Source organism: Saccharicrinis sp. 156, from assembly GCF_050589685.1.
Classification (GTDB): Bacteria; Bacteroidota; Bacteroidia; order Bacteroidales; family Marinilabiliaceae; genus Saccharicrinis.
The window spans coordinates 201,485-223,668 of sequence record NZ_JBNGOS010000001.1 but is presented as its reverse complement, the minus strand read 5'-3'; the positions used below and the strand labels follow the sequence as shown (position 1 = coordinate 223,668).

The window sequence follows — 22,184 nt, the reverse complement described above, 5'->3', positions numbered from 1 at the left end:
TTAAAATGAAAAAGCTAGTTTTAATATTTTTATCTGTCATAGGTATATTATTTTATTCTTGTGCGCAGTCAGATGAGGTAAATATATTTGTATCGCCTACTGGTAATGATGCCAATTCAGGTAGTATTGATCAGCCTTTAGCTAGCCTTGAAGGTGCTAAAATGTTGGTTCGAAAAGTAAAATCTTCTACCAAAGGAGACATCACGGTTTGGTTTCGTGGAGGAAATTATAAATTAAATGAAACCGTTGTTTTTGGTCTAGAAGATTCTGGAAATAGTGCGCAAACAATACACTATAAAGCCTACAAAGATGAGCTTCCGGTTTTTAGTTCTGGACAGGAAATTACAGCTTGGAAAAAAGTAACAGCGGAATTACCTGGACTGCCAAAAGTGGCAAAAGGAAAAATAATGGTTGCTAATACTAATGGTTTACAATTTTTTACCCTTTTTGATGAAGATGGTTTATTACCTCGTGCGCAATCAAAAGGAATCATTACCGGGATAGGAAAGAATGGAAGAAACAAACTTCACTATCCTGATGGATTCATAAAGAACTGGTCAAATATTTCGGATGTAGAAATAAAAGTACGTCCGCACCATGCCTGGATTGTAAATATGCTGCCACTAGAATCAGTAAGTGAAGAAACAAGAATGGCAACGACATCTTTGGATGCAACTTATGCCATGAATTCCTTACATTTTTTAAAAGACGAAAAAAATTGTTGGCTCGAAAATGTATTAGAAGAGTTGGATGAACCTGGTGAGTGGGTATTGAATACAAAAGAAGGTAAAGTTTACCTTTGGCCACGAAATGATTCTCCTGTTATTGCTCCAACATTAAATGAATTGGTTCGTGTAGAAGGTAAAATTGATTTTGATGGATCTACCGATGTGCCTGTCCGTAATTTACATTTTAGCGGCTTAACATTCAAACATGCTAAACGTTATCAATTAACTGCGGATGATAAAGGTTTGCAGCACGATTGGGATATGTTAGATAAAGATAATGCTATGCTTCGTTTGCGAGGTACTGAGAATTGTGTCATCGAAAAGTGTCACTTTTTACACAGTGGAAGTGGTGCTATCCGGGTTGATTTACATGGCATAGGAAATAATATATCAAGCAATCATATTGAGCATCTCGGTGGAAGCGGTATTTTACTTTGTGGCTATGGTCCAGGCACAAAGGATGTAAACAAACAGAATATTGTATACAACAATAATATTCATCACGTAGGTGAAGTGTATTGGCATTCGCCAGGAATCTTTCTTTGGCAGAGTGGCGATAACCATGTATATAACAACTTAATTCATCATACCGATTATACGGGCTTAATTGTATCTGGTTGTATGTCGCATTTTTTCAAAAAGAAGGGACGAGAATTAGCCAGAACGCTTCGATTAAACGAACTACCTGACTTACCTAAAGAAGTTAGCCGAGAGTTTGCACTTCCTTATTTGCATTCGCGTAATAATATAATTGAATATAACGAGATTCATCACTCAATGTTAAGGTTGGGAGATGGTAATGCCATTTATATTCGTGGTTCTGGTGAGGGTAATATTATTCGACGTAACTACATACATCATATGGTAGGTAAAACAATTATGCAAGCAGCAATTCGTACAGATGGAGGGCAAACGGGAACACTAATTGCCGAAAACTTACTGTATAAATGTACATCGCAAGGGATACTTACCAAGCTAGATAATAAAGTAGAAAACAATATTGTAGTCGATATAATTGCACCGCCACGAGGTTACTATCTTTCTGTAAGAGAAGGTCCTTTAACCGGAGCATCCATCAAGCGAAATATCTTATATTCTTCATCTGATACATGTCGTTTTATAGATGAGTTACCTCCAGGTAAAGCAGGAAGTAGTGAGGATCGTCGTGGACGATCGCTTGCGCGCGTAATGGATGCAGATACTGATTATAATATCTATTTCTGCAAAGCTAATCATACTAAAGGTCAAGCTCTTTTAGAAAAAAATCAAAAAAATGGGGTTGACAAAAATAGTAAAGCTGTAGACCCAATGTTCGTTGATCCTGAAAATGGGGATTTTAGTTTAAAACCAGATTCTCCTGCATTGAAGATGGGTATTGTTCCATTCGATATGTCTAAAATGGGATTGCGTACTAAACCCTAAAAGTACTTGATGTCAACCGAAATAATAGTTATGTACCTGAAAGCCTGTTTATAGAAAATTTATTTTGGGTATGTAATATTCCTTAAAATCTACAAAACAAAATCTACATGAAAACAAAATCTTTATTAGGTAAAAGCGAATTGTTAAAATTGTTGTTTTTATCATCTTTATTTGCCTCAATATCAAGGGCAAAAACAAATGTAATAACAAGAGTATTTATTATTTCCATTTGCTTATTCTCTGCAATTAAGCTAGATGCACAAGATCTGGATCCTGATTTAGGTTTACGTGCTAATTGGCTTAGAGGAACTTGGGGGCTTAACTGGAAACCTGTTGATTTACAGAATGGCGTGCATGAAGGTATATCAATTCAGCCTTTTCTAGATCAGATAAGTCATATAAATTCGATTGACTATATTCAAGTACACCTTGGAGAGTCATCTATTAAGTCTCCTGTACATTTTGGTCCTCACCCTTTGCTAGAGAGTTTCTGGCAAGGAGATACTGATATAAGTGGTGAGATAATTAATCTAGTGGTTCCACGTGCATCATATGGCGAAGATCCTTTCCTTGAGATTATTCAGGCAGTGCATCAAAATGGGATGAAGGTGATGGTTTATGTGAATAGTTCAAATATGCTTAATCGTGATGGGGATGTTAATCCAGAATCTATTCCTAATATAACGGAGCGTTGGAAAGCTTGGTGTGATACTGATCCTGAAGCTCAGGCTTTTATAGCGAGTCAATCCTACCATACTGGTGTGTGGGATGCGGATACAGAAACGTATGTGGATGCTTCTGATACCTATCCTAATCGTAAATACATGTTTTGTTATGCTGAATTTGTACTTAAAGTATATGCAATGCGCTATGGAAAGTTGATTGATGCTTGGTGTTTCGATTCAGGAAGTTACATGGTGTTGAGTGGTGACAATGCAACCAATGGCGTTTATGAAGATCAAATGATATATCTTGCATTTGCAGAGGCTGTGCGTGCAGGAAACCCCGATGCTGCGTGTTCATTCCAAAATAGTCCAAATAGAGTTACGGAGGAGTTGAATCCTTTTTCTGAAGCCACGCATGCGGATGATTATATGTTCGGCCATCCATATAATGGTGGTAAAAATGGAGGGAGCCATGAGGGTGATCCGTCCAATTACGACAGAAATTACGCTCATATCGAAAAGATGATTGAAACGGACGGATATGCGCATCGAGGCAGTGATGCACATGAGTGGACTTGGGACGACAATGTGATTGCTCATTACGATCCACCAATGAGTACTACTTCGTGGAATGGAGGATATACAATGGCATTCACTGATGATGAATTTAATCTGTGGAACTTGCAGGCTATGCAAAATAATGGAGCTATCTCTTGGGGCTTGCCTTTGGTAGGTAAAAGTTCAGGCATTAGTGATAAATTAGTGGCTAATGATGTGGCTTTGGCTCAATTAAATCAAATGGACGCTCATTTGAAAGAGCTCGAATCTCCAGGGGCACCAAACTGGTCTAGAGCAGAAACTTATTTACCTGTAGTAAATATTGGGGAGGATTTTTCTAGAGATTTAGTTGATGGCGTTGATTTTTGGGACTCTGAAGGTGACGAGATATTGAATGTAACAATTGTGAATGATGGAAATGCACCATCATGGTTATCTGTCGGTAAATCAACATCAGAAACAGGAACCTGGACTTTAAGTGGTAGCCCAACTGAGACTGAAAATACTGAATATGAATTTACTTTACAGGTAGAGGATGCACAAGGTGCTTCAGATAGAGTAGTAGATTTAAGCATTATTGATGCTGGAAATATTGCTGTTACTGAAATACTGCTTTCTCCAAATAGTGCTTCGTTATATTTAGGTGATACCAAGCAACTTTTTGTAATCATTTATCCGAGTGATGCAAGTGATAAAGACTATGTATGGGCAACAAGTGATGAATCAATTGCAACGGTAACGGATGGTTTGGTTACTGCAGTAGCTGAAGGTACTGTTACCATCTCAGCAACTACAAATGATGGAGGATTTGTAGGCGAATGTGTAATTTCTATAACAGAAAGAATTGATGTTACTGGTATGGAGATTTCTTCTACTAGTGAATCTTTTGACTGGCCAGGTAAAACATTAACGCTAACAGCTAACGTATTACCAGTTGATGCAACCAATCAAAATTTTACTTGGAGCAGTGACGCCCCTGATGTAGCTACAGTAGATATCTATGGCGTAGTATCTTCATTGAGTGAAGGGACTGCAATTATTACTGCAGAATCAGAAGATGGACAATTTACAGCTACATGTGAAATAACTGTTGTTATTGATTATGAGGTTGGAGATTTTGTTCCTGTTGAGATTTTTGCAACTAATAATACAGATTATGGGGTAAGTACCGTTGCAGTTATGACCTCAGAAACCGTAATAGCCCCAGATGGTATAGCAACTTTTCAGATGTCGATTGATGTTACACCTGAAACAGGAAAAGGTATTAATACTGGAGCTTCTGGTGGGATAGCTGAAAAAAATGCTTGGGGACTTGGAGGAGATGATAGAGATGATACTAAGGTAGATATTTTTTATGGTGAATTGGGAGATGTAGTAGAGGTTAATAATATTCAAATAGTAAACTTTGAAGCCAATGGTGGCGACATGATTTTTGAAGATTTTGGAGATATCGTTTTTGGTTCTATTACATTAATTAACGGACAGTCAGCAGGAAAGGATGCTGTGGCTTATACAATAAATAATACTCCAACAGATCTTGGTAATTTAGCATCAAATCCTTTTGTACTCGATTTACAAGATGCTTACGAATTTTCTATTGGAGTTGGAACTAGTGCTGATCAAACAAAAAACAAATGGAGTGTGGCTAGTGTGACTGTAAAGTATTCAGTAGGAGGTTCTACCAGTATTGATAGCGACAACAAAACCTTAAATCCTTTAGCATTTAATATTTATCCGAATCCATCTAAAGGTACTGTTTTTGTGACTTTGGAAGAAGAACAACATACCATTTATGAAGTTTATTCTTTAAGTGGAGAAAAACTACTTCAAGGAACTGCCTATGGATCATTAGAGTTGGACATGAGTATGTTTAGCGAAGGAATTTACCTCATTAAAATCGAATCTGATAAAGCGGTGAATACCAAGAAGATTACTTTGAATTAATTGGTATTTTAGTTCAAAAATTTAATGTCACCATTTAATTTACTTGGTAACCAGATTAAATGGTGACAATTTTATGCACCAAGGTCAATACACCTTTGGTACAACAAAAAAAATCGAATGAAACGTACCATGATTAATTATTAAACACCTGGCTGCCGTTGGGCACAGGGTAATGATCAGAAGGCTTCGTAACTTCGTGTCCATCAGTCTTAATTCTTGACACTAATTGTTTTAACGCATGAAAAATGTTAAATTAAAATCGATAATAATAGTAGCATTGATAGCAATAAGTTTTTGCAGCTGTGCAAAAAATACGGTCCAAGCCGACTTTTATGTGTCTCCCAATGGTTCCGATAATTGGTCCGGCACATTGGCCGAACCTAATTCAGAAGGAACAGATGGTCCTTTTGCCACATTGGATCGTGCTAGAGAGGCAGTGCGAGAACTTAAACAGCATAAAACAAAGGACATTCTTGTCCATATTCGTGAAGGAAACTATCAGGTAAAAGAAACAATTGTGTTTGGCTTGGAAGATTCAGGAGAAGGAGAATCAACAATTACATACGCTGCTTACTCTGGAGAAAATCCTATTTTCAGTTCAGGACTTGAAATAGCAGATTGGAAAAAAGTTACGGAAGACCTTCCTGGTTTACCTGCCGAAGCTAAAGGAAAAATTTTAGTAGCAGAAGTGTCGCATAAGTTTAAAACTCTTTATGATGAAACGGGTATGTTGCCAAGGGCTCAATCTAAGCGCTTTGTTCCTTTAAAGGGCAGCTCTAATACTAAACTTTTATTTCCGAAAGGTAAAATGAAGGACTGGGATAATGTTGAAGATGTAGAAATATTAGTACGTCCCACACGAGATTGGATGATGAACATATTACCTCTCTCATCAATTGATGCTGATGCAGGCATTGCTCATACTGCCATAGAGGCAACTTACGGAATGAATAAAAAAGGGTGCTGGGTAGAAAATGTGTTGGAGGAGTTGGATGAGCCAGGCGAATGGGTACTCAATTCAAAAGAAGGTAAATTGTACCTATGGCCACGAAATAATAGCAAAGTGGTAGCACCTCAATTGATCGAATATTTTTTAGTGAAAGGTAAAATAGCTGAAGATGAGCCTAAGGATATTCCTGCGCGTAACATACGCTTTAGTGGATTGACGTTTAAACACGGAGATCGATATACTTTAGATGAGGATGATGCCGGTTTGCAACATGATTGGGACATGTTGGATAAGGATAATGCCCTTGTCCGTTTCCGAGGTGCTGAGAATTGCGCAATCGAAAAATGTCACTTTCTACATAGTGGTAGTGGAGCCATCCGTGTTGATCTGTACGGACAAAATAATAACATCTCAAATAACCATATTGAGCAAATGGGAGGCGGAGGTATTCTATTGTGTGGGTATGGTCCTGGTACAAAAGATGTCAATAAAAAGAATACAGTCTATAATAATCATGTACACGATATTGGCATAATTTATTGGCACTCACCAGGTATTTTTCTTTGGAATAGTGGCGAAAATCATGTGTATAACAATTTAATTTATGATGGTAATTATTGCGGGCTAATAGTTTCAGGCTGTGTAATTAGGTTTTTTACCCATTCTAATAAACGCGAACAATGCAGGGCTATTCGCTGGCACGAGATTGGCGAGTTGCCAAAAGAATTAACGCCAGACGATGTACGAGCATACTGGCACAGCCGAAATAACATTATTGAGTACAATGAAATTCATCACGTCATGAAAAAACTAGGTGATGGCAATGGAATTTACATTCGGGCGGCTGGTCCGGGAAACATTATACGTCGTAATTATGTGCATCATTTGGTTGCAGAAACAGGAAAACAGAGCGGAATAAGAACAGACGGAGGACAAATGGATGTTCTTATAAGTGAAAATTTGATCTATAAATGTACCTCGCAAGGAATGACTTTGAAACTCAACAATCGTTTCGAGAATAATATCATTGCAGATGTTACAGAGCCACGTTTGGTTTATTTAAAACTGGTAGAGGGACCTATGACAGGAGCTAGTAATAAGCGCAATATATTTTATGCTGTTAATGATGGTTGTACTTTTATTTCGCAACCAGGTAAAGGAAAAGGCTTGGTTGGCGAGGATAGTAGAGGGCGAGTGACAGCTACGATTAAAGATGTAGATTCCGATTTCAACATCTTTTATTGTAAAGAAAACAATAACCTTGCAGAACAAACATTATCAAGTCTTCAAAAAGACTACAATTCTGATCTCAATAGTTTAGCCACAGATCCTCTGTTCGTAGATCCCGAAAATGGCGATTTCAGGTTAAAGCCAGAGTCTCCCGCCTTAAAAATGGGCTTTGTTCAATTCGATATTACAAAAGTTGGTTTACAATAGAAAAACTTAAATGAAACATCTAATTCATTAATATTTAAATACTGCTACTATGAATAATCATTTTCTTCGAAATCTCTGGGTGGGGTTATTGCTGTTCATAATCATAAATCCATTTATTGTATTAGCACAGGAAAAACCCAATGTAATAATTGTAATTACCGATGATCAGGGAATGGGAGATCTTTCATGTATGGGAAATCCTTATGTTAAAACACCTAACATTGATGAATTTTATAAAGAAGCCGTTCGTTTTACCAATTACCATGTGTCAACAACCTGTGCACCCACGCGTGGGTCATTAATGACGGGGAGGCACACCAATCGTGTAAATGTTTTTCATACAATTACTGGGCGGTCACTACTTTTTGAAGATGAAGTGGTTCTTCCTCAGGTTTTTGCCCAAAACGGATATACTAACGGTATGTTTGGTAAATGGCATTTGGGAGATAATTATCCATATCGTCCTGAAGATAGAGGTTTTCATGAAGTTGTGCGCCATGGTGGCGGAGGTATTGCTCAAGGGCCTGATTACTGGGGAAATGATTATTTTGATGATACCTTTTGGCATAATGGTGAACTTGAACAATACAAAGGATATTGCACAGATGTGTTTTTTTATGAGGCACTTAAATTTATTGAAACCAACAAAAACAATCCTTTCTTTTGCTATATATCAACAAATGCGCCTCATGCTCCACTAAATCTTCCTGAAGAATATTACAATCAATATAAGAATATAGATGATATTCCTGAGCGGATTAAACGATTCTATGGGATGATCACCAATATTGATGATAATTTTAAAATATTAGAAAATAAATTGGATGCCTTAGGCATAGCAGATAACACAATTCTCATTTTTACCACCGATAATGGAACAGCTGGTGGGAACAAAGTATTCGATGCAGGACTGAAAGGAAGTAAAGGACAAGTTACCGAAGGTGGTCATCGTGTTCCTTTGTTTATTCGCTGGCCAAACGGTAATCTCACAGGCGGCAAAGATATTGACAACCTGGTGGCTCATTATGATTTGCTGCCAACTTTTGTAGATTTACTTGGTCTGGATTTTACACCGGTAAAACCACTCGATGGAAAGAGTTTACAACCACTACTTTACGATGCTAAACCTAATTGGACAAATAGGATTTTGTACATGGATACACAGCGGATGCAAAATCTTATAAAGTATAAATCCTACGTTGTAATGGATGATAATTGGCGTTTGGTGGATGGTAAAGAATTACACAATATGAATTCTGATAGAAGCCAAACAGAAAATGTAATTAACCTGTATCCTGAAGTAGCTGCTAGGCTAGCTGTTGGATATGAAACATGGTGGCAATCAATAATGTCAGAAGATCCTAACGAAAGATATGCTTACATAAAAGTAGGATCACCCAAAGAGAATCCTAGCAGAATATCAGCGCATGATATGTTTACCGGTAAGCATGCAGGTTCATGGCATCAACATGGTGCTGCAAAAGCGGTTCAGGCTACTGGAAGATGGAAAATTGAGTTCGTAGAGGATGGAGAGTATGCAATTTCCCTTCGTAGGTTTCCAAGAGAAAGTGGCTTGGCAATAAATGAGACATTTGCAGCTGTTGAAGATGTTGTTGAAAAGGAAAGACCTATGCCAGCCAGTGTGAAAACAGATTTTGAAAAGGCGTTTTTGTATGTTGCCAACCTCAATAAAAACATTCCCATTCAACCCGGGCAAGAGGAAGTCACTTTCAATGGAAATATACCTGCCGGAAAATACGACATGGAAGCCCAGCTAATTGACAAAGACGGTAAAGTGCACCCTGCTTATTATTTATATATCGAAAAACTTTAGAAAACGCCAAGATATGTTACTAAATAAAAAAGTGATTCTGTTGATGACGGTTCTTTTCCTGTTTCAATTAAGTTGCCATAGCCAAAATAAGGATATTAAGTTTGTCGATTTCATCACTGAAACTTCAGGGAAAGTAGATTTTGGAAAAACTGATGTTTCGGCTTATACACCAGAAATAAGAGAAAACATGAAAAAACTGTACGAAGATAAGTTCGGCATGTTTGTTCATTGGGGACCTTATGCCCAGCTGGAAGGTATGTGGAAGGGTGAAAAAGTAAGTGCTGAATGGATCATGAAAAGAGGTCCAATATCTATACAAGATTACGAAAGAGAAGCAGCAGGTAAATTTAAACCGGAAAAATTTAATGCCAACGATTGGATTGACATCGCAGAGAATGCGGGTATGAAATTCATTGTGCTGACAGCCAAACACCACGATGGATTTGCCATGTATAAATCTGCACATTCATATAATTTGGTGGATTTTGCAGGTTTTGGAAGGGATATCTTTAAAGAATTATCTGCTGCATGTGCCAAAAGAGACATGAATCTGGGCTTTTATTATTCTCAAAGTCAGGATTGGCATGAGAAAGGCGGAGTAGGTAACGATTGGGATTTTGATGGTGTTTTAAAACCACAAGAAGATTTCGATGATTATTTTACCCATAAAGTAGCTATGCAAGTAGAAGAGCTTTCTAAAAATTATGGCGATATTTTTATGGTTTGGTTCGATACTCCTATTCAAATGGACGACGACAAGTGCCAGTTGTTGATGGATATTGTAAAAGAGAATCAACCGGGAGCTCTGGTAAACTCTCGTTTGGGTAACGGATTTGGTCATTTTGATGTTTCTATTGATAATGGCAAAACTCCAAGTGTGAGCACAGCAACGTGGTTGCCAGATTTAAAAGTGCCATGGCAAACACACGAATCGGTTACTGTAGGTGGTTGGGGTTATACAAAATTTGGTGGCGATATCGATCGTTCGGCCAGTTACTCCGATTTTATTTATAGTTTTTGCCGCATTGTTGGTAACGGAGGTGTGTATTTATTAAATGTAGCACCTCGTCCTGATGGAACCATTCCGCAGTCGCAGGCCAATAGTTTACGTGCGATAGGTGAGTGGCTCGAAGTAAATGGAGAGGCCATTTACGGTGCCGACCCAAGCCCGTTAAAGTTCCCTCCTTATGCCATTACCAGTAAACCCGGAAATATATATTTACATCTGCAAGATTTGGTGCAAACACAGATTGAGCTTAATGGCATTTTGTCAAAAGTGCAGAAGGCATATTGTTTAGCTGATAAATCACAACAAAGTTTACGATTCAAACAGGAAAAAGATATTTTGAATATTTCTGTCCCCGAGGAACTTCATCAGCCTAAAGTAACCGTAGTTGTGTTGGAAATTGAAGATGAAGTGGCAAAGGTAATAGACGAAACGCTCCAACAAGAAGAAGATGGTTCTATAAAAATGCCAGTTTCAAAATGTGAGTTTGCCATTCGACGTATCAGCTACGACTACGAAAAGCTGGTAACACATAGGTGGGGGGAGAATATTAAACAAGGTTTAATTTGGACGGTGAATGTAAAACAACCAGGTTCTTTTAAAGTGATAAGTGAAGATTCAGGAGACGAAGGTTTTGTGTACAACTTGATTTCAGGAAAAGACATCCTGGAGTTAAATGCAAAGGGGCACATCGGAAAATTAACCAAGAAGGAACAGGAAGGAAGATTGTTTTTGGACAAAGGAATGCATCAAATCAAAGTATATCCTAAAGTACCTACATCAAAAGCAACCAAACACAATTATCAATTCAAAGGTTTGGAGTTAATTCTCACCAAGTAATCATTATTATATGCTATCTATTATGTCACGTCATATTACTTTTGTTCTTCTTTCTCTATTTGTATGTACCATAGGTACTAAGGCACAAACAAAACCTAATATTATTTACATTTTGGCAGATGATTTGGGTATTGGTGATTTAAGTATTTACAACAAAATAGTCAAATACATACTCCGCATCTCGATGAATTTGGTTCTCAAGGTATGGTTTTAACTGATGCTCATACTTTATCATCATGCGCATCCCTACAATTTCTGGAACTGACATTTGTGATAAAACTAGACTGTGATAGATGGGCTTAAAGAGTTTGCTCTTTAAAAGGTTATTAAGTTGATTTTTCCATAATATATAAGTTACTAATATGAGATTAAACATCAGAAGCATACAAGTAATAACTATTGGCTTACTATTATTTTTGGCTCTATCAGGATGTGATAACAATAAGCCAATAGAATTATATGTTTCTATTGAAGGAAACGATCATGCAACAGGCGCTATCACCAATCCTTTTGCAAGCATTCCTAAAGCGGTTGAGGCTGTTCGTGCCTTACGAGCAAAAGGGAATCACTATCCTGCCACTATTTATCTTCGTGAGGGTAAACATCAACTAACTCAAACCTTGGTGCTTGGGCTCGAAGATGGATTAAGCTCGGTAGCAGAAAAGGCTATTTCGGAAAAGCCAGGAGCTAGTCAATTGGTACAACCTTATTTGAAATTTGCTGCCTATCCGGGTGAGGAACCAGTAGTTAGTTCAGGAATTCCTATTACCGGATGGAAAAGGTTGGAAACTGATCATTCCGAATTACCACATCTTGCTAAAGGTAAAGTTTGGGTTGCTGACCTTCCTAAAGGTATATATAGGTTTTACACCTTATATGATGAGAAAGGAAGATTAAATCGTGCAAGAGCTGAGGGGTTTGTGCCTACCAAGGATGGAGATAAAAGAACCATCTATTTTCCTAAAGGAAAAATCAAAAAATGGGATAACCTGAAAGATGTAGAATTAAATATTAGGCCGCGACGAGCTTGGGCAATAAATATGCTTCCCATAGGTATGGTTGATGAAGAAAAAGGGATGGCAAAAACTAAGGTTACGGCAACCTACGAAATGTCTCCTTTATCCGCTTGGGTGCATACCAAGGATGGTTGTTCTGCTTGGATTGAAAATACCTTGGAAGCCATGGACGAACCTGGGGAGTGGGTGATTAACTCTGAAACTCGTAAAGTTTATTTGTGGCCATCCAATCCTTCAGAGGATGGCGCTCCAAAGGGGATTTTAGCACCTTCAGTAACTGAACTTATTCGTGTTGAAGGAGAAGTTGATTACTCAGGAAAAAGAGATAAACCAGTGGTTGGAATTGTTTTTTCAGGAATTACTTTTTCTCACGCCGATCGTCGTGCATGGCTTGATGATGAAGACCAACTAGGGTGGGGAATGCAGCACGATTGGGATATGTTTGATAGGCCAACTGCAGCACTACGTTTTAGAGGTGCTGAGCATTGCCAGGTTATCAATTGTAAATTTGTAAACTCTGGCGGTTCTGGTGTACGTTTCGATTTGCATGCGCAACAAAATAAGGTAGAGGATTGCGAGTTCGCTCATTTAGGCGAAGCTGGTATTTTGTTGGCTGGTTATGGACCAGGAACTAAAGATGTAAATCATCATAATTCTATTATAAACAACCACATACATCACTTTAGTGAAATAACTTGGCACTCTCCGGGAATATGGGCTTGGCAGAGCGGTTACAACCATATAGCACACAATTATATTCATCATAGCGGTTATGCGGCTATTATGCTGACCAATAGAGTAGAGCCCGACAGAAAAGTAAATGGAGAAGGAGGAAGAACTGTAAGACATCATGAAATTCCAAAGGATATTATCCATAATACAAAAGAAACTTATGAAAACTGGAAGATTCGTGAAAAGTACAATCATTCTCGTCATAATGTAGTTGAATACAACGAAATATCTCATTCGGTGCAATTACTTTCTGATGGAAATGGTATTTATATTTCAGGAGCAGGAACAGGTAATATGATTTGTTACAATTATATCCATAACAACGAAGAACATTCTATGCCATCTGCTATCCGATGCGATGACGACCAGCATGAAACGACTATATACGGAAACGTGTTAGCCAATAATTATGGTTTTGCAGCTTGTATTGTTTCAAAGGGTGTTAACCATGTTATCAATAATTTTATTGTGAATCCATTAGTTGCTCCTCGTTATGGTTATGTGAGTTACGAATGGGTGAGTGTAAAAGGTTCTAAAGTTTATAATAATATAATTGTTAGTCATCCTGAGGGAGGAAATGCTCATGGAGAAAGACCAAGAATGAACCAGAAACCATATGATGGACTACCATTATTGGCTGAAATAGAAATGGACTCAAACCTATATTATAATCCCACAAATAATAATTGGATGAATAAACATTTGACTGAAATGAGCAAATCAGGTAATGAACAAGCAAGTATTTTTGCCGATCCTATGTTTACGGATATCAATAATGGAGACTTTAGTTTTAAAGAGGGTAGTCCGGCTTTAAAATTAGGGATTGAACCTTTAGATATTTCAAAAATGGGATTGAAGAAATAGCAATTAATCAGAACAATTTATTAAATCTATCGAAAATGAAAAAAATAGTAATAGCAAACGACCATGCCGGAACAGAATTAAAATTTAAACTCATTAGTTTCTTACAAAATAAAGGTTTCGAGGTAATTAATTTGGGGACTGACACAATGGATTCGGTAGATTATCCTACTTATGTACATCCTTTAGCAGGGTTTGTTGAAAGCAAAAAGGCGGAGTTTGGTGTGCTCATTTGTGGCAGTGCACAAGGGGTTGCTATAACAGCTAATAAACATGCAAACATAAGAGCTGCTGTTTGCTGGAAAAAAGAAATAGCATCGCTTGCCAGACAACACAATAATGCCAATGTGCTCTGTTTACCTGCTCGATTTTTAGAAGAAAATGAGGCCTATGAAATTACGCAGGCATTTTTAGCCACAGAATTTGAAGGAGGAAGGCATCAGAAAAGAGTTGATAAAATTTCAATTATTTAAGTTTTCGAGATCTTTATACAGCATTGAAAAACAATAACAATGAAAAATATAATAATACTTTCTCTTATACTATTTATAACGTCAGTATCACAAATGTGTGCGCAACAGCGGAGGTCAAACCCCATTGTAAGCCATATGTTTACAGCCGATCCCTCAGCACATGTATGGGAAGATGGACGTTTGTATATTTATCCTTCAACAGATGTTGCTCCTTCTAAAGGATATAAAACAATGGATGGCTATCATGTATTTTCTACCGATGATATGATTACATGGACAGACCACGGTCAAATTCTTCATTCAAGCCAAGTTGAATGGGGACGGAAAGAAGGGGGATTTATGTGGGCACCCGATTGCGCATATAAAGATGGTACCTACTATTTTTATTTTCCGCACCGCACGGGTAACGGAAGAGAAACATGGAAAATAGGAGTGGCTACAAGTACAAGTCCAACTTCTGGTTTTGAGGTTCAGGGTTATATAAAAGGAATAAAGCCTTTAATAGATCCCTGTGTTTATATTGATGATGATGGTCAGGCATACTTATTTCAGGGTGGCGAAGGAGATCCCACAGGATATAAGTTAAAGGAAAATATGATGGAAATTGATGGTGAAGCTCATTCCATTGAAGGTTTAGATGGCTTTAGAGAAGGTTTGTGGATGTTTAAGCGAAAGGGAATTTACTACATCATTTATCCTGATGATTTTCCTAAACGAAATAAAATGCGATATGCCATGAGTGATAACCCTTTGGGGCCTTTTAAAAACAACGAAGTATTTGTGGGTAGCACCGATGTAATAACAATGCATGGTTCTGTGGTTGAATATAAGGATCAATGGTATGTGTTTTATCACAACGGAAATCTTTCCGGTGGAATTCCTACAAATCGATCTATGTGTTTCGATCCTATCTATTTTAACGAAGATGGAACCATTAAAATGGTTGAACAAACCCTTGGAGTAGAGTTGCCTACTTTTCATGCGGAAATTAATTTCAATGAAATGTTCGGATCCATAGATACGGGTGAATATACTACCTCGGATTTGAACAAGCATGGTATTCAATTAAATGCCATATCTTCCATTCAAATTCCCGAGGGCTATGTTGTTGAATGCTTCGAAAAGGATAAATTCAAGGGTAAAAGCTGGATTTTTAAGGAAGATAGAATCGATTTGAATGAAATGGCTTGTAGTGATAAGATTTCATCAATAAAAATTTCGAAGGTTAAAGCGGATAACTTGGTAAAAAACCCATCATTTGAGCTAACAACGCAAAAGCTGGTTAAGTATTGGAGAAGTAAAAGTGTGCAGTGCATTAGTCAATTAGATAATACAGCCAAAGGATATTATTCTCTTCAATACAAAGGTAAAGGAAGCCCAAGAGAAATAGTTCAACAGGTAAATATTATGCCCAATACCGACTATAAATGTAGCGTTATGCTTAAAGTTAAAGCAGATACAAAAGGTAAGGTAATATTTGATGCCAGCGGAGCCTTTGACGAAAGCTGTAAGTTTGAAATGGATGCAAATGTAAAAGCTAACGAATGGCTTGAGTTTGAAGGTACATTTAACAGTGGTGAAGCAAATGTTATAAAGTTAAGATGTACAACATCATCTGATTTTGACGGGCATTGCTATTGGGATAATGTATCTCTTATAAAGCTATAAAAAAATATCTTGAATACAGCTACAATATTTGATCCTACGGTATAATTGCCAATGAATTCCAGAACGCACTTTAATGTTCTTTTTCTATTATAATCAAAAGAAAAATTTACCCTTAGTTATTATTTTAAAATATTAGATCTAAATCTATAGAGATGAAAAAACTAAAAATCTATTTTATTGCTCTATTATTGGTAGCAATTTTTGTAAAAACAGATGCACAATCTTTAAAAGGAACTCGTCCTAATATAATTTTTGTAATTACCGATGATCAGGGAATGGGCGATTTAAGCTGTATGGGAAACCAGGTGCTAAAAACGCCTTTTATCGACAACTTTTACAAAAATTCAACTCGGTTTACTGATTTTCAAGTCAGTCCAACCTGTGCACCTACACGATCGGCTCTTATGAGTGGAAGAGTTCCGTTCAAAAATGGTGTAACGCATACCATATTTCAAAGAGAACGAATGGCACCAGATGTTTTTACATTACCACAAGCCTTGCAGACAGCAGGATACAAAACAGGTTTATTTGGTAAATGGCACTTAGGTGATGAAGAAGAATACCTGCCTACAAATAGGGGATTCAACGAAGTATTAATGCATGGAGCAGGAGGTATTGGACAGACTAAATATGGCGATTTTCCGGCCAACGAAATCAATCCCTATTTCGATAATGTACTGCTTCATAATGATACTATAGTTCAAACCAAAGGATTCTGTACCGATGTGTTTTTTAATTCGGCATTGGCTTGGATCAAAGGTCAACATGAAGCCCAAAATCCATACTTTGCCTACGTTTCACTAAATGCGCCTCATGGTCCTTTTATTGCTCCCGATAAATATAAAAAACGTTTTTTAGATATGGGTTATGATAAAACAACTGCGGGTAGATATGGTATGATTGAAAACATTGACGATAATTTTGGTATGATGATGCAAAAACTAGAAGACTGGAATGCATTAGATAATACCTTGGTTATTTTTATGACAGATAATGGAGCTACTCACTTAAAAGGAACGCTTAACGGAGAAAATGTAACGCACTTTAATTACAATATGAAGGGCGCTAAAAATTCTCCTCACGAAGGAGGAACACATGTGCCTGCATTTTGGTATTGGAAAGGAAAAATAAAAAAAGGTGTTGATATTGATGCATTAACTGCTCATATCGATTTATACAAAACGTTTTGTGAGCTTACAGGTGCTAAAATTCCTACAGACCATCAAATCGTATCAGGGAAATCTTTAGTGTCATTGTTAGACAATCCTAATGCAGATTGGCCAGATAGAAACCTGTTTATTCATTGTGGTAGATGGAAGACAGGAGAAGTAGAAAAAGCCAAGTATGTAAAATGTGCTGTTAGAAGTCAAGAATGGCGCTTGATTAACAACAAAGAGTTATATAATATCTCAAATGATCCGGGACAAAAGTATAATGTGGCAGACAGTAATCCTGATGTATTAAAAGAGCTACAGGCGGTTTATAATCCATGGTGGGAAAGTGCAGTTCCACTAATGGTTAATGAGGGTTTACCACTTGTTAAACCCGAAGATCAACCATTCGCAAAGCGTTACAATAAACAAATGAAAGAGTATGGAATTCCAGAATGGGCTCCATCTAGTATTGAATAGTTTGTGATGTAAAATGGCAGCCACATCGTTAACATCCTGAATTCAAAATTTGATATCAATTCAGGTTAATCAATATATTATAATTAAACAAGGGTTCAATTCTCCAAGGAAGTTCACTTTAAAAGACGATATCGGTGAAACCAAAAATATTATTGGTGATTATCCTGAAAAAGCAGTTCAATTAAAGCAAGCCTTAAAGAAAATCATTTTAGATGGACGAAGCACTGCTGGAAAAAAACAGGCAAATGAAGGAATGGACAGTTGGATACAAATTGGAGATATTATCAATTAGTTTTTTATAAAAGCAGAAATGCTAAATGCTTAATTTTTTTGTATGATAAAGTTGATGAAGAATATTCTGTGTTGGTTAATGATGTTTTTGGCCTTATTTTCTGGAGCGAAATTGTCTGCACAAAATCAAATACAGGTAAAAGAGAGCCTAATTCATCCGTATTGGGCACCAAAAACTTGGTCAATTCGCGCAGATGATATTACCACTATTATGGGATTTAGAGCTGAACTAAGTGGACAATTAAACCACCTAGAACGTCCTACTCCTATGGTAGTTAATAATGCTTTTATTCGCGGATTTCTTACAAAAGATGATGTGATGACCTGGACCGTAGATGCTCCTTCTGATGCCGAGTATAGTGTAGCGTTATTATATACAGGCAGCAACAATATTCTTTCCAAATCTACCTTCGAAGTTAAAACAGAATCTTCGGTAATAATTGAAAAAGCGCAAATAAAAAATTGGGAAACTCGTCCCATTGTTCAACGACATTATTTATCGCAAAATATAAAACTTAAAAAAGGGATTAATAAAATAAGTTTTCGATTAGTAACTTTTGGCGAAGAAAAACAACACCAAGAAAATGCTGAAATTAAAGCCAATGCAAACATCAAACCTAACCCATTTGCCTTTTGGTCTATTGAGATGGTACAACCAAAAGCTTTAGTGGCTATAAAGGAGCGTGCCAAAGCAATGAAAGCGGATGTGCAATGGATGGTGGATGGAAAATATGGCCTTTTTGTGCATTTTTCATCAGGCTCGGTTCCTTTTAATGGTGGTCTAAAATTAGGAGATCAATACCAAAATATCGTTAATAATTTCGATGTCGATGCATTTGTAGATAAAGTAGTTGAAATTGGAGCTTCTTGGGTATGTTTTACCTGTGCGCATGGAACTCAACATTGGCCAGGTCCAAGTAATACCATCGATAAATTAAAACCAGGGTTTACTTGTGAACGCGATCTCATAAGAGAACTTATTGATGGTTTAGGAAAACATCATATTCGACTCATGCTGTATTATAATCCCAATAGTGGAATGGAGGATTTGTACGGAAATACATATGGTCATGGAAAAAGGCCAGATCCAAAAGGTTATTTTAATTTTCTCGAAGCTCACTTTCGTGAGGTTAGTCTTCGCTATGGCGAGGATCTAGCAACTACAGCAGGATATATCGATGATTGCGGATGGAAAGTATATCAACTTGATCCTCCATGGGAAAAATTTGCAAAAGCCATAAAAGCTGGTAACTCTAATGCTTGCATAGGTTTTAGCCAAAACTTATTTCCTAGATTAACGCCGTTTAGCGACTTAGTTGTCTCTGATGGATCGGGAAGAGTACCCGAAATTCAAGTTCCTTTTTTATTTGAAGAAGGAGGCCAGTTAGAAGGTCAATACCCTGCCAGCTGGTTTTATATGGATGGTTGGTCTAGTAAAACAGGCAATGGTGTTTTTACCCAAAAACCTAAATTCTCTACCGAAAAGTATATCGAAATTTTTAAAAAAGCAGATGCTGAAAATGTACCTATAACAATAAATCTAGCTATGACTCCTGATGTAAATAAGGATCATCCCATTTTTAATCCGGCTTGTATTGAAATAATGAAACAGGTACGAAAAGCTGTGAAAGGTTATTAATAAAAAACCACAAATAATTAATATGAATATTTATAAACTGAGTACTCTAATTCTTATAGCTTTTGTGTTTAATGTTGCACAGGCAGCTGATATATATGTAAGTACTAAAGGATCAGATTCAAATAAAGGAACAAAGAAGAAGCCTTTTGCTACTCTTTTAGCTGCAAAAAATGCTGCTCAAAAATATGCAGGTAAAGAGTCCGTAACTATACATGTTCAAGATGGTGTGTATTATTTAAGCGAAACGCTGGTTTTTGAACCCAAAGATTCTGGATCAGAGAAGTACCCAATACTGTATAAAGCCATTAACGAAGGCGGCGCTGTACTAAGTGGAGGAACCATGCTCGAACTTACATGGAAACCTTATCTTGATGGAATTTATCAGGCCAACACACCCAAAAACTTGAGCATCGATCAACTATTTGTGAATGGAAAAAACCAACGAATGGCTCGTTATCCAAACTACGATGCTACAAAAAAAACAGATGCCTACCAGGGATATGCAGCTGATGCTTTTTCAAAAGAACGAGCGGCTGGGTGGAAGAATCCTGAGGGTGGATATATTCATGCTATGCACACCAAGCGCTGGGGCGGATATCATTACATCATCACCGGAAAAAATGCTAGTGGTGAGGTAAGCTACGAAGGAGGTTGGCAAAATAACAGAAAAATGGGTATGCACTCAGATTTTCGTATGGTAGAAAATATTTTTGAAGAATTAGATGCTGCTGGTGAGTGGTTTCATGATGCAGAGGCCAATGTATTGTATTACAAGCCTGAAACTAATACAGAATTGTCGAAAGCTAAGGTTGAAGTTGTTCGCCTAAGTCACTTACTTGAGTTTCAGGGGACAGAAGCATCACCCGTTAAGTACATTACTTTACAAGGCTTTGTAGTAAAACATGCTGCACGTACTTTTATGGATTGTAAAGAGCAGTTATTACGTTCTGATTGGGCTATATATCGAGGAGGCGCCTTTATGCTTACTGGTACAGAAAATATTCAAATTTTAGATATGGAATTTGATCAGGTAGGTGGAAACGCCATTTTTGTGAATAATTACAATAGAAATACCTTGGTAAAAGGATGCCATATTCACGATACTGGTGCAAGTGGTGTTTGTTTTGTGGGTGACCCTAATGCAGTGCGTGATCCTCTTTTTGAATATAATGAGACGAATGATTTATCTAAAATAGACCGTACACCAGGACCAAAAACCAATAACTATCCAGCAAAAGGTATAGTAGAAGATTGTTTAATTCATGGTATTGGTCGTGTAGAGCGTCAACCAGCTGGGGTGCAAATTTCAATGGCTAAGAATATTACGGTTCGTGATGCTTCAATTTACGATTGTGCTCGTTCGGGTATTAATATTAGCGAAGGTACTTGGGGAGGTCATTTGATTGAGCGTTGTGATGTATTTGAAACAGTGCAGGAAACTCACGACCATGGTTCCTTTAACTCTTGGGGTCGTGACCGTTTCTGGCACAAAAACCGTAACTATTCTCAAGAGATGATAGATGAGGATCCGAACTTGCCATTTCTGGATGCTACAGAAACAACAATTATTCGCGATAGTCGTTGGCGATGTGACCATGGTTGGGATATTGATTTGGATGATGGATCAACTAATTATGATATTTATAATAACTTGATGTTATCTGGAGGCTTAAAATTACGTGAAGGATTTCGTCGTAAAGCTTGGAATAATATCACAGTAAATAACACTTTTCATCCTCACGTATGGTATGCCAATAGTAATGATGAGGTCTATTCTAATATCTTTATGTATAAATATAAAGGAGTAAAAGTACCCACAGAAAAGAATCCGGGAAAACGTGTTGACAGTAATCTTGTTTTTAATTCTGAGTTAACGCAAAAGTTTGGTTGGGGTGAAAACTCTATATTGGCCGATCCAATGTTTGTCGATCCTGAAAATGGCGATTTTCGTGTAAAAGAAGGCTCACCTGCTTTCGATATTGGTTTTAAAAACTTTCCGATGGACCAGTTTGGAGTGAAAAAGACTTCGCTTAAGGCTATTGCTCGTACGCCCCAAATACCTGTTTTAGGAGAATTAGGTTCTTTGGATAGAAAGAATACAAAGAAAGGCACACCCAAAGCTACAACTTGGATGGGTGCAACTATAAATGGTTTAGTTGGGATGGAATTTTCGGCTTATGGCGTTTCAAAAGAAGATGGTGGTATTGCGCTTACTACAGTTCCTAAAGGTTCGCAAGCTGCCCAATTAGGCTTTGCCGAAGGCGATTTAATTTTAAGCGTTAATGGACAAAAAGTGGATAAAGTAGGTCAATTTATAAATTTGGTTAAAGCAAATCAGTCTGCACCACTTAAACTTAAAGTAGTTCGGGAGCAGCAAAATATCGACTTATCAATTCAAATTAAATAGCTAATGGTGAGTATCTACTAAATAAAAAACTAATAATCATAATAAAGAGCTTAGATGCAAGGGAAATAAGTATGTTTTCATTG

Annotated in this window: 12 protein-coding genes; all 12 read left to right on the top strand. The window is 37.2% G+C overall.

Annotated features, from left to right (window positions below; translation table 11 throughout):
• Positions 1-5: 5 nt before the first annotated feature.
• The 12 genes from ACRD64_RS00685 (at position 6) to ACRD64_RS00630 (ending at position 22,101) form a co-directional block, all read left to right on the top strand.
• Entirely contained in the window at positions 6-2,150 is a 2,145-nt protein-coding gene (locus tag ACRD64_RS00685) for a right-handed parallel beta-helix repeat-containing protein (RefSeq protein WP_430931220.1), read from the top strand.
• 107 nt (positions 2,151-2,257) lie between these two features.
• Complete coding sequence (locus ACRD64_RS00680; protein WP_430931219.1) at positions 2,258-5,317, top strand: Ig-like domain-containing protein; 3,060 nt, start codon at positions 2,258-2,260, stop codon at positions 5,315-5,317.
• Between the two features lie 238 nt (positions 5,318-5,555).
• Complete coding sequence (locus ACRD64_RS00675) at positions 5,556-7,703, top strand: right-handed parallel beta-helix repeat-containing protein (protein WP_430931218.1); 2,148 nt, start codon at positions 5,556-5,558, stop codon at positions 7,701-7,703.
• Between the two features lie 49 nt (positions 7,704-7,752).
• Positions 7,753-9,537 carry an arylsulfatase gene (locus ACRD64_RS00670; RefSeq protein WP_430931217.1) on the top strand — a complete coding sequence of 595 codons (1,785 nt, stop codon included), beginning with the start codon at positions 7,753-7,755 and terminating at the stop codon, positions 9,535-9,537.
• A 13-nt stretch (positions 9,538-9,550) separates the two neighbouring features.
• Positions 9,551-11,383, top strand: coding sequence for an alpha-L-fucosidase (locus ACRD64_RS00665; protein WP_430931216.1), 1,833 nt, complete (start codon positions 9,551-9,553; stop codon positions 11,381-11,383).
• Between the two features lie 362 nt (positions 11,384-11,745).
• Positions 11,746-13,995, top strand: a complete 2,250-nt coding sequence (locus tag ACRD64_RS00660; RefSeq protein ID WP_430931215.1) for a right-handed parallel beta-helix repeat-containing protein — start codon at positions 11,746-11,748, stop codon at positions 13,993-13,995.
• A 35-nt stretch (positions 13,996-14,030) separates the two neighbouring features.
• A complete protein-coding gene (gene rpiB, locus ACRD64_RS00655) occupies positions 14,031-14,465 on the top strand; it encodes a ribose 5-phosphate isomerase B (RefSeq protein WP_430931214.1) in 435 nt (144 codons plus the stop codon).
• A 39-nt stretch (positions 14,466-14,504) separates the two neighbouring features.
• Positions 14,505-16,133 (top strand): family 43 glycosylhydrolase, encoded by a 1,629-nt coding sequence (locus tag ACRD64_RS00650; RefSeq protein ID WP_430931213.1) that lies wholly within the window; start codon positions 14,505-14,507, stop codon positions 16,131-16,133.
• Positions 16,134-16,285: 152 nt separating this feature from the next.
• Positions 16,286-17,764 (top strand): arylsulfatase, encoded by a 1,479-nt coding sequence (locus ACRD64_RS00645; RefSeq protein ID WP_430931212.1) that lies wholly within the window; start codon positions 16,286-16,288, stop codon positions 17,762-17,764.
• A 49-nt stretch (positions 17,765-17,813) separates the two neighbouring features.
• On the top strand, positions 17,814-18,056 hold the full coding sequence (locus ACRD64_RS00640; protein ID WP_430931211.1) for a hypothetical protein: 243 nt from the start codon (positions 17,814-17,816) through the stop codon (positions 18,054-18,056).
• A gap of 54 nt (positions 18,057-18,110) precedes the next feature.
• Entirely contained in the window at positions 18,111-19,694 is a 1,584-nt protein-coding gene (locus ACRD64_RS00635; RefSeq protein WP_430931210.1) for an alpha-L-fucosidase, read from the top strand.
• A gap of 22 nt (positions 19,695-19,716) precedes the next feature.
• Positions 19,717-22,101 carry a PDZ domain-containing protein gene (locus ACRD64_RS00630; RefSeq protein WP_430931209.1) on the top strand — a complete coding sequence of 795 codons (2,385 nt, stop codon included), beginning with the start codon at positions 19,717-19,719 and terminating at the stop codon, positions 22,099-22,101.
• Positions 22,102-22,184: the final 83 nt, after the last annotated feature.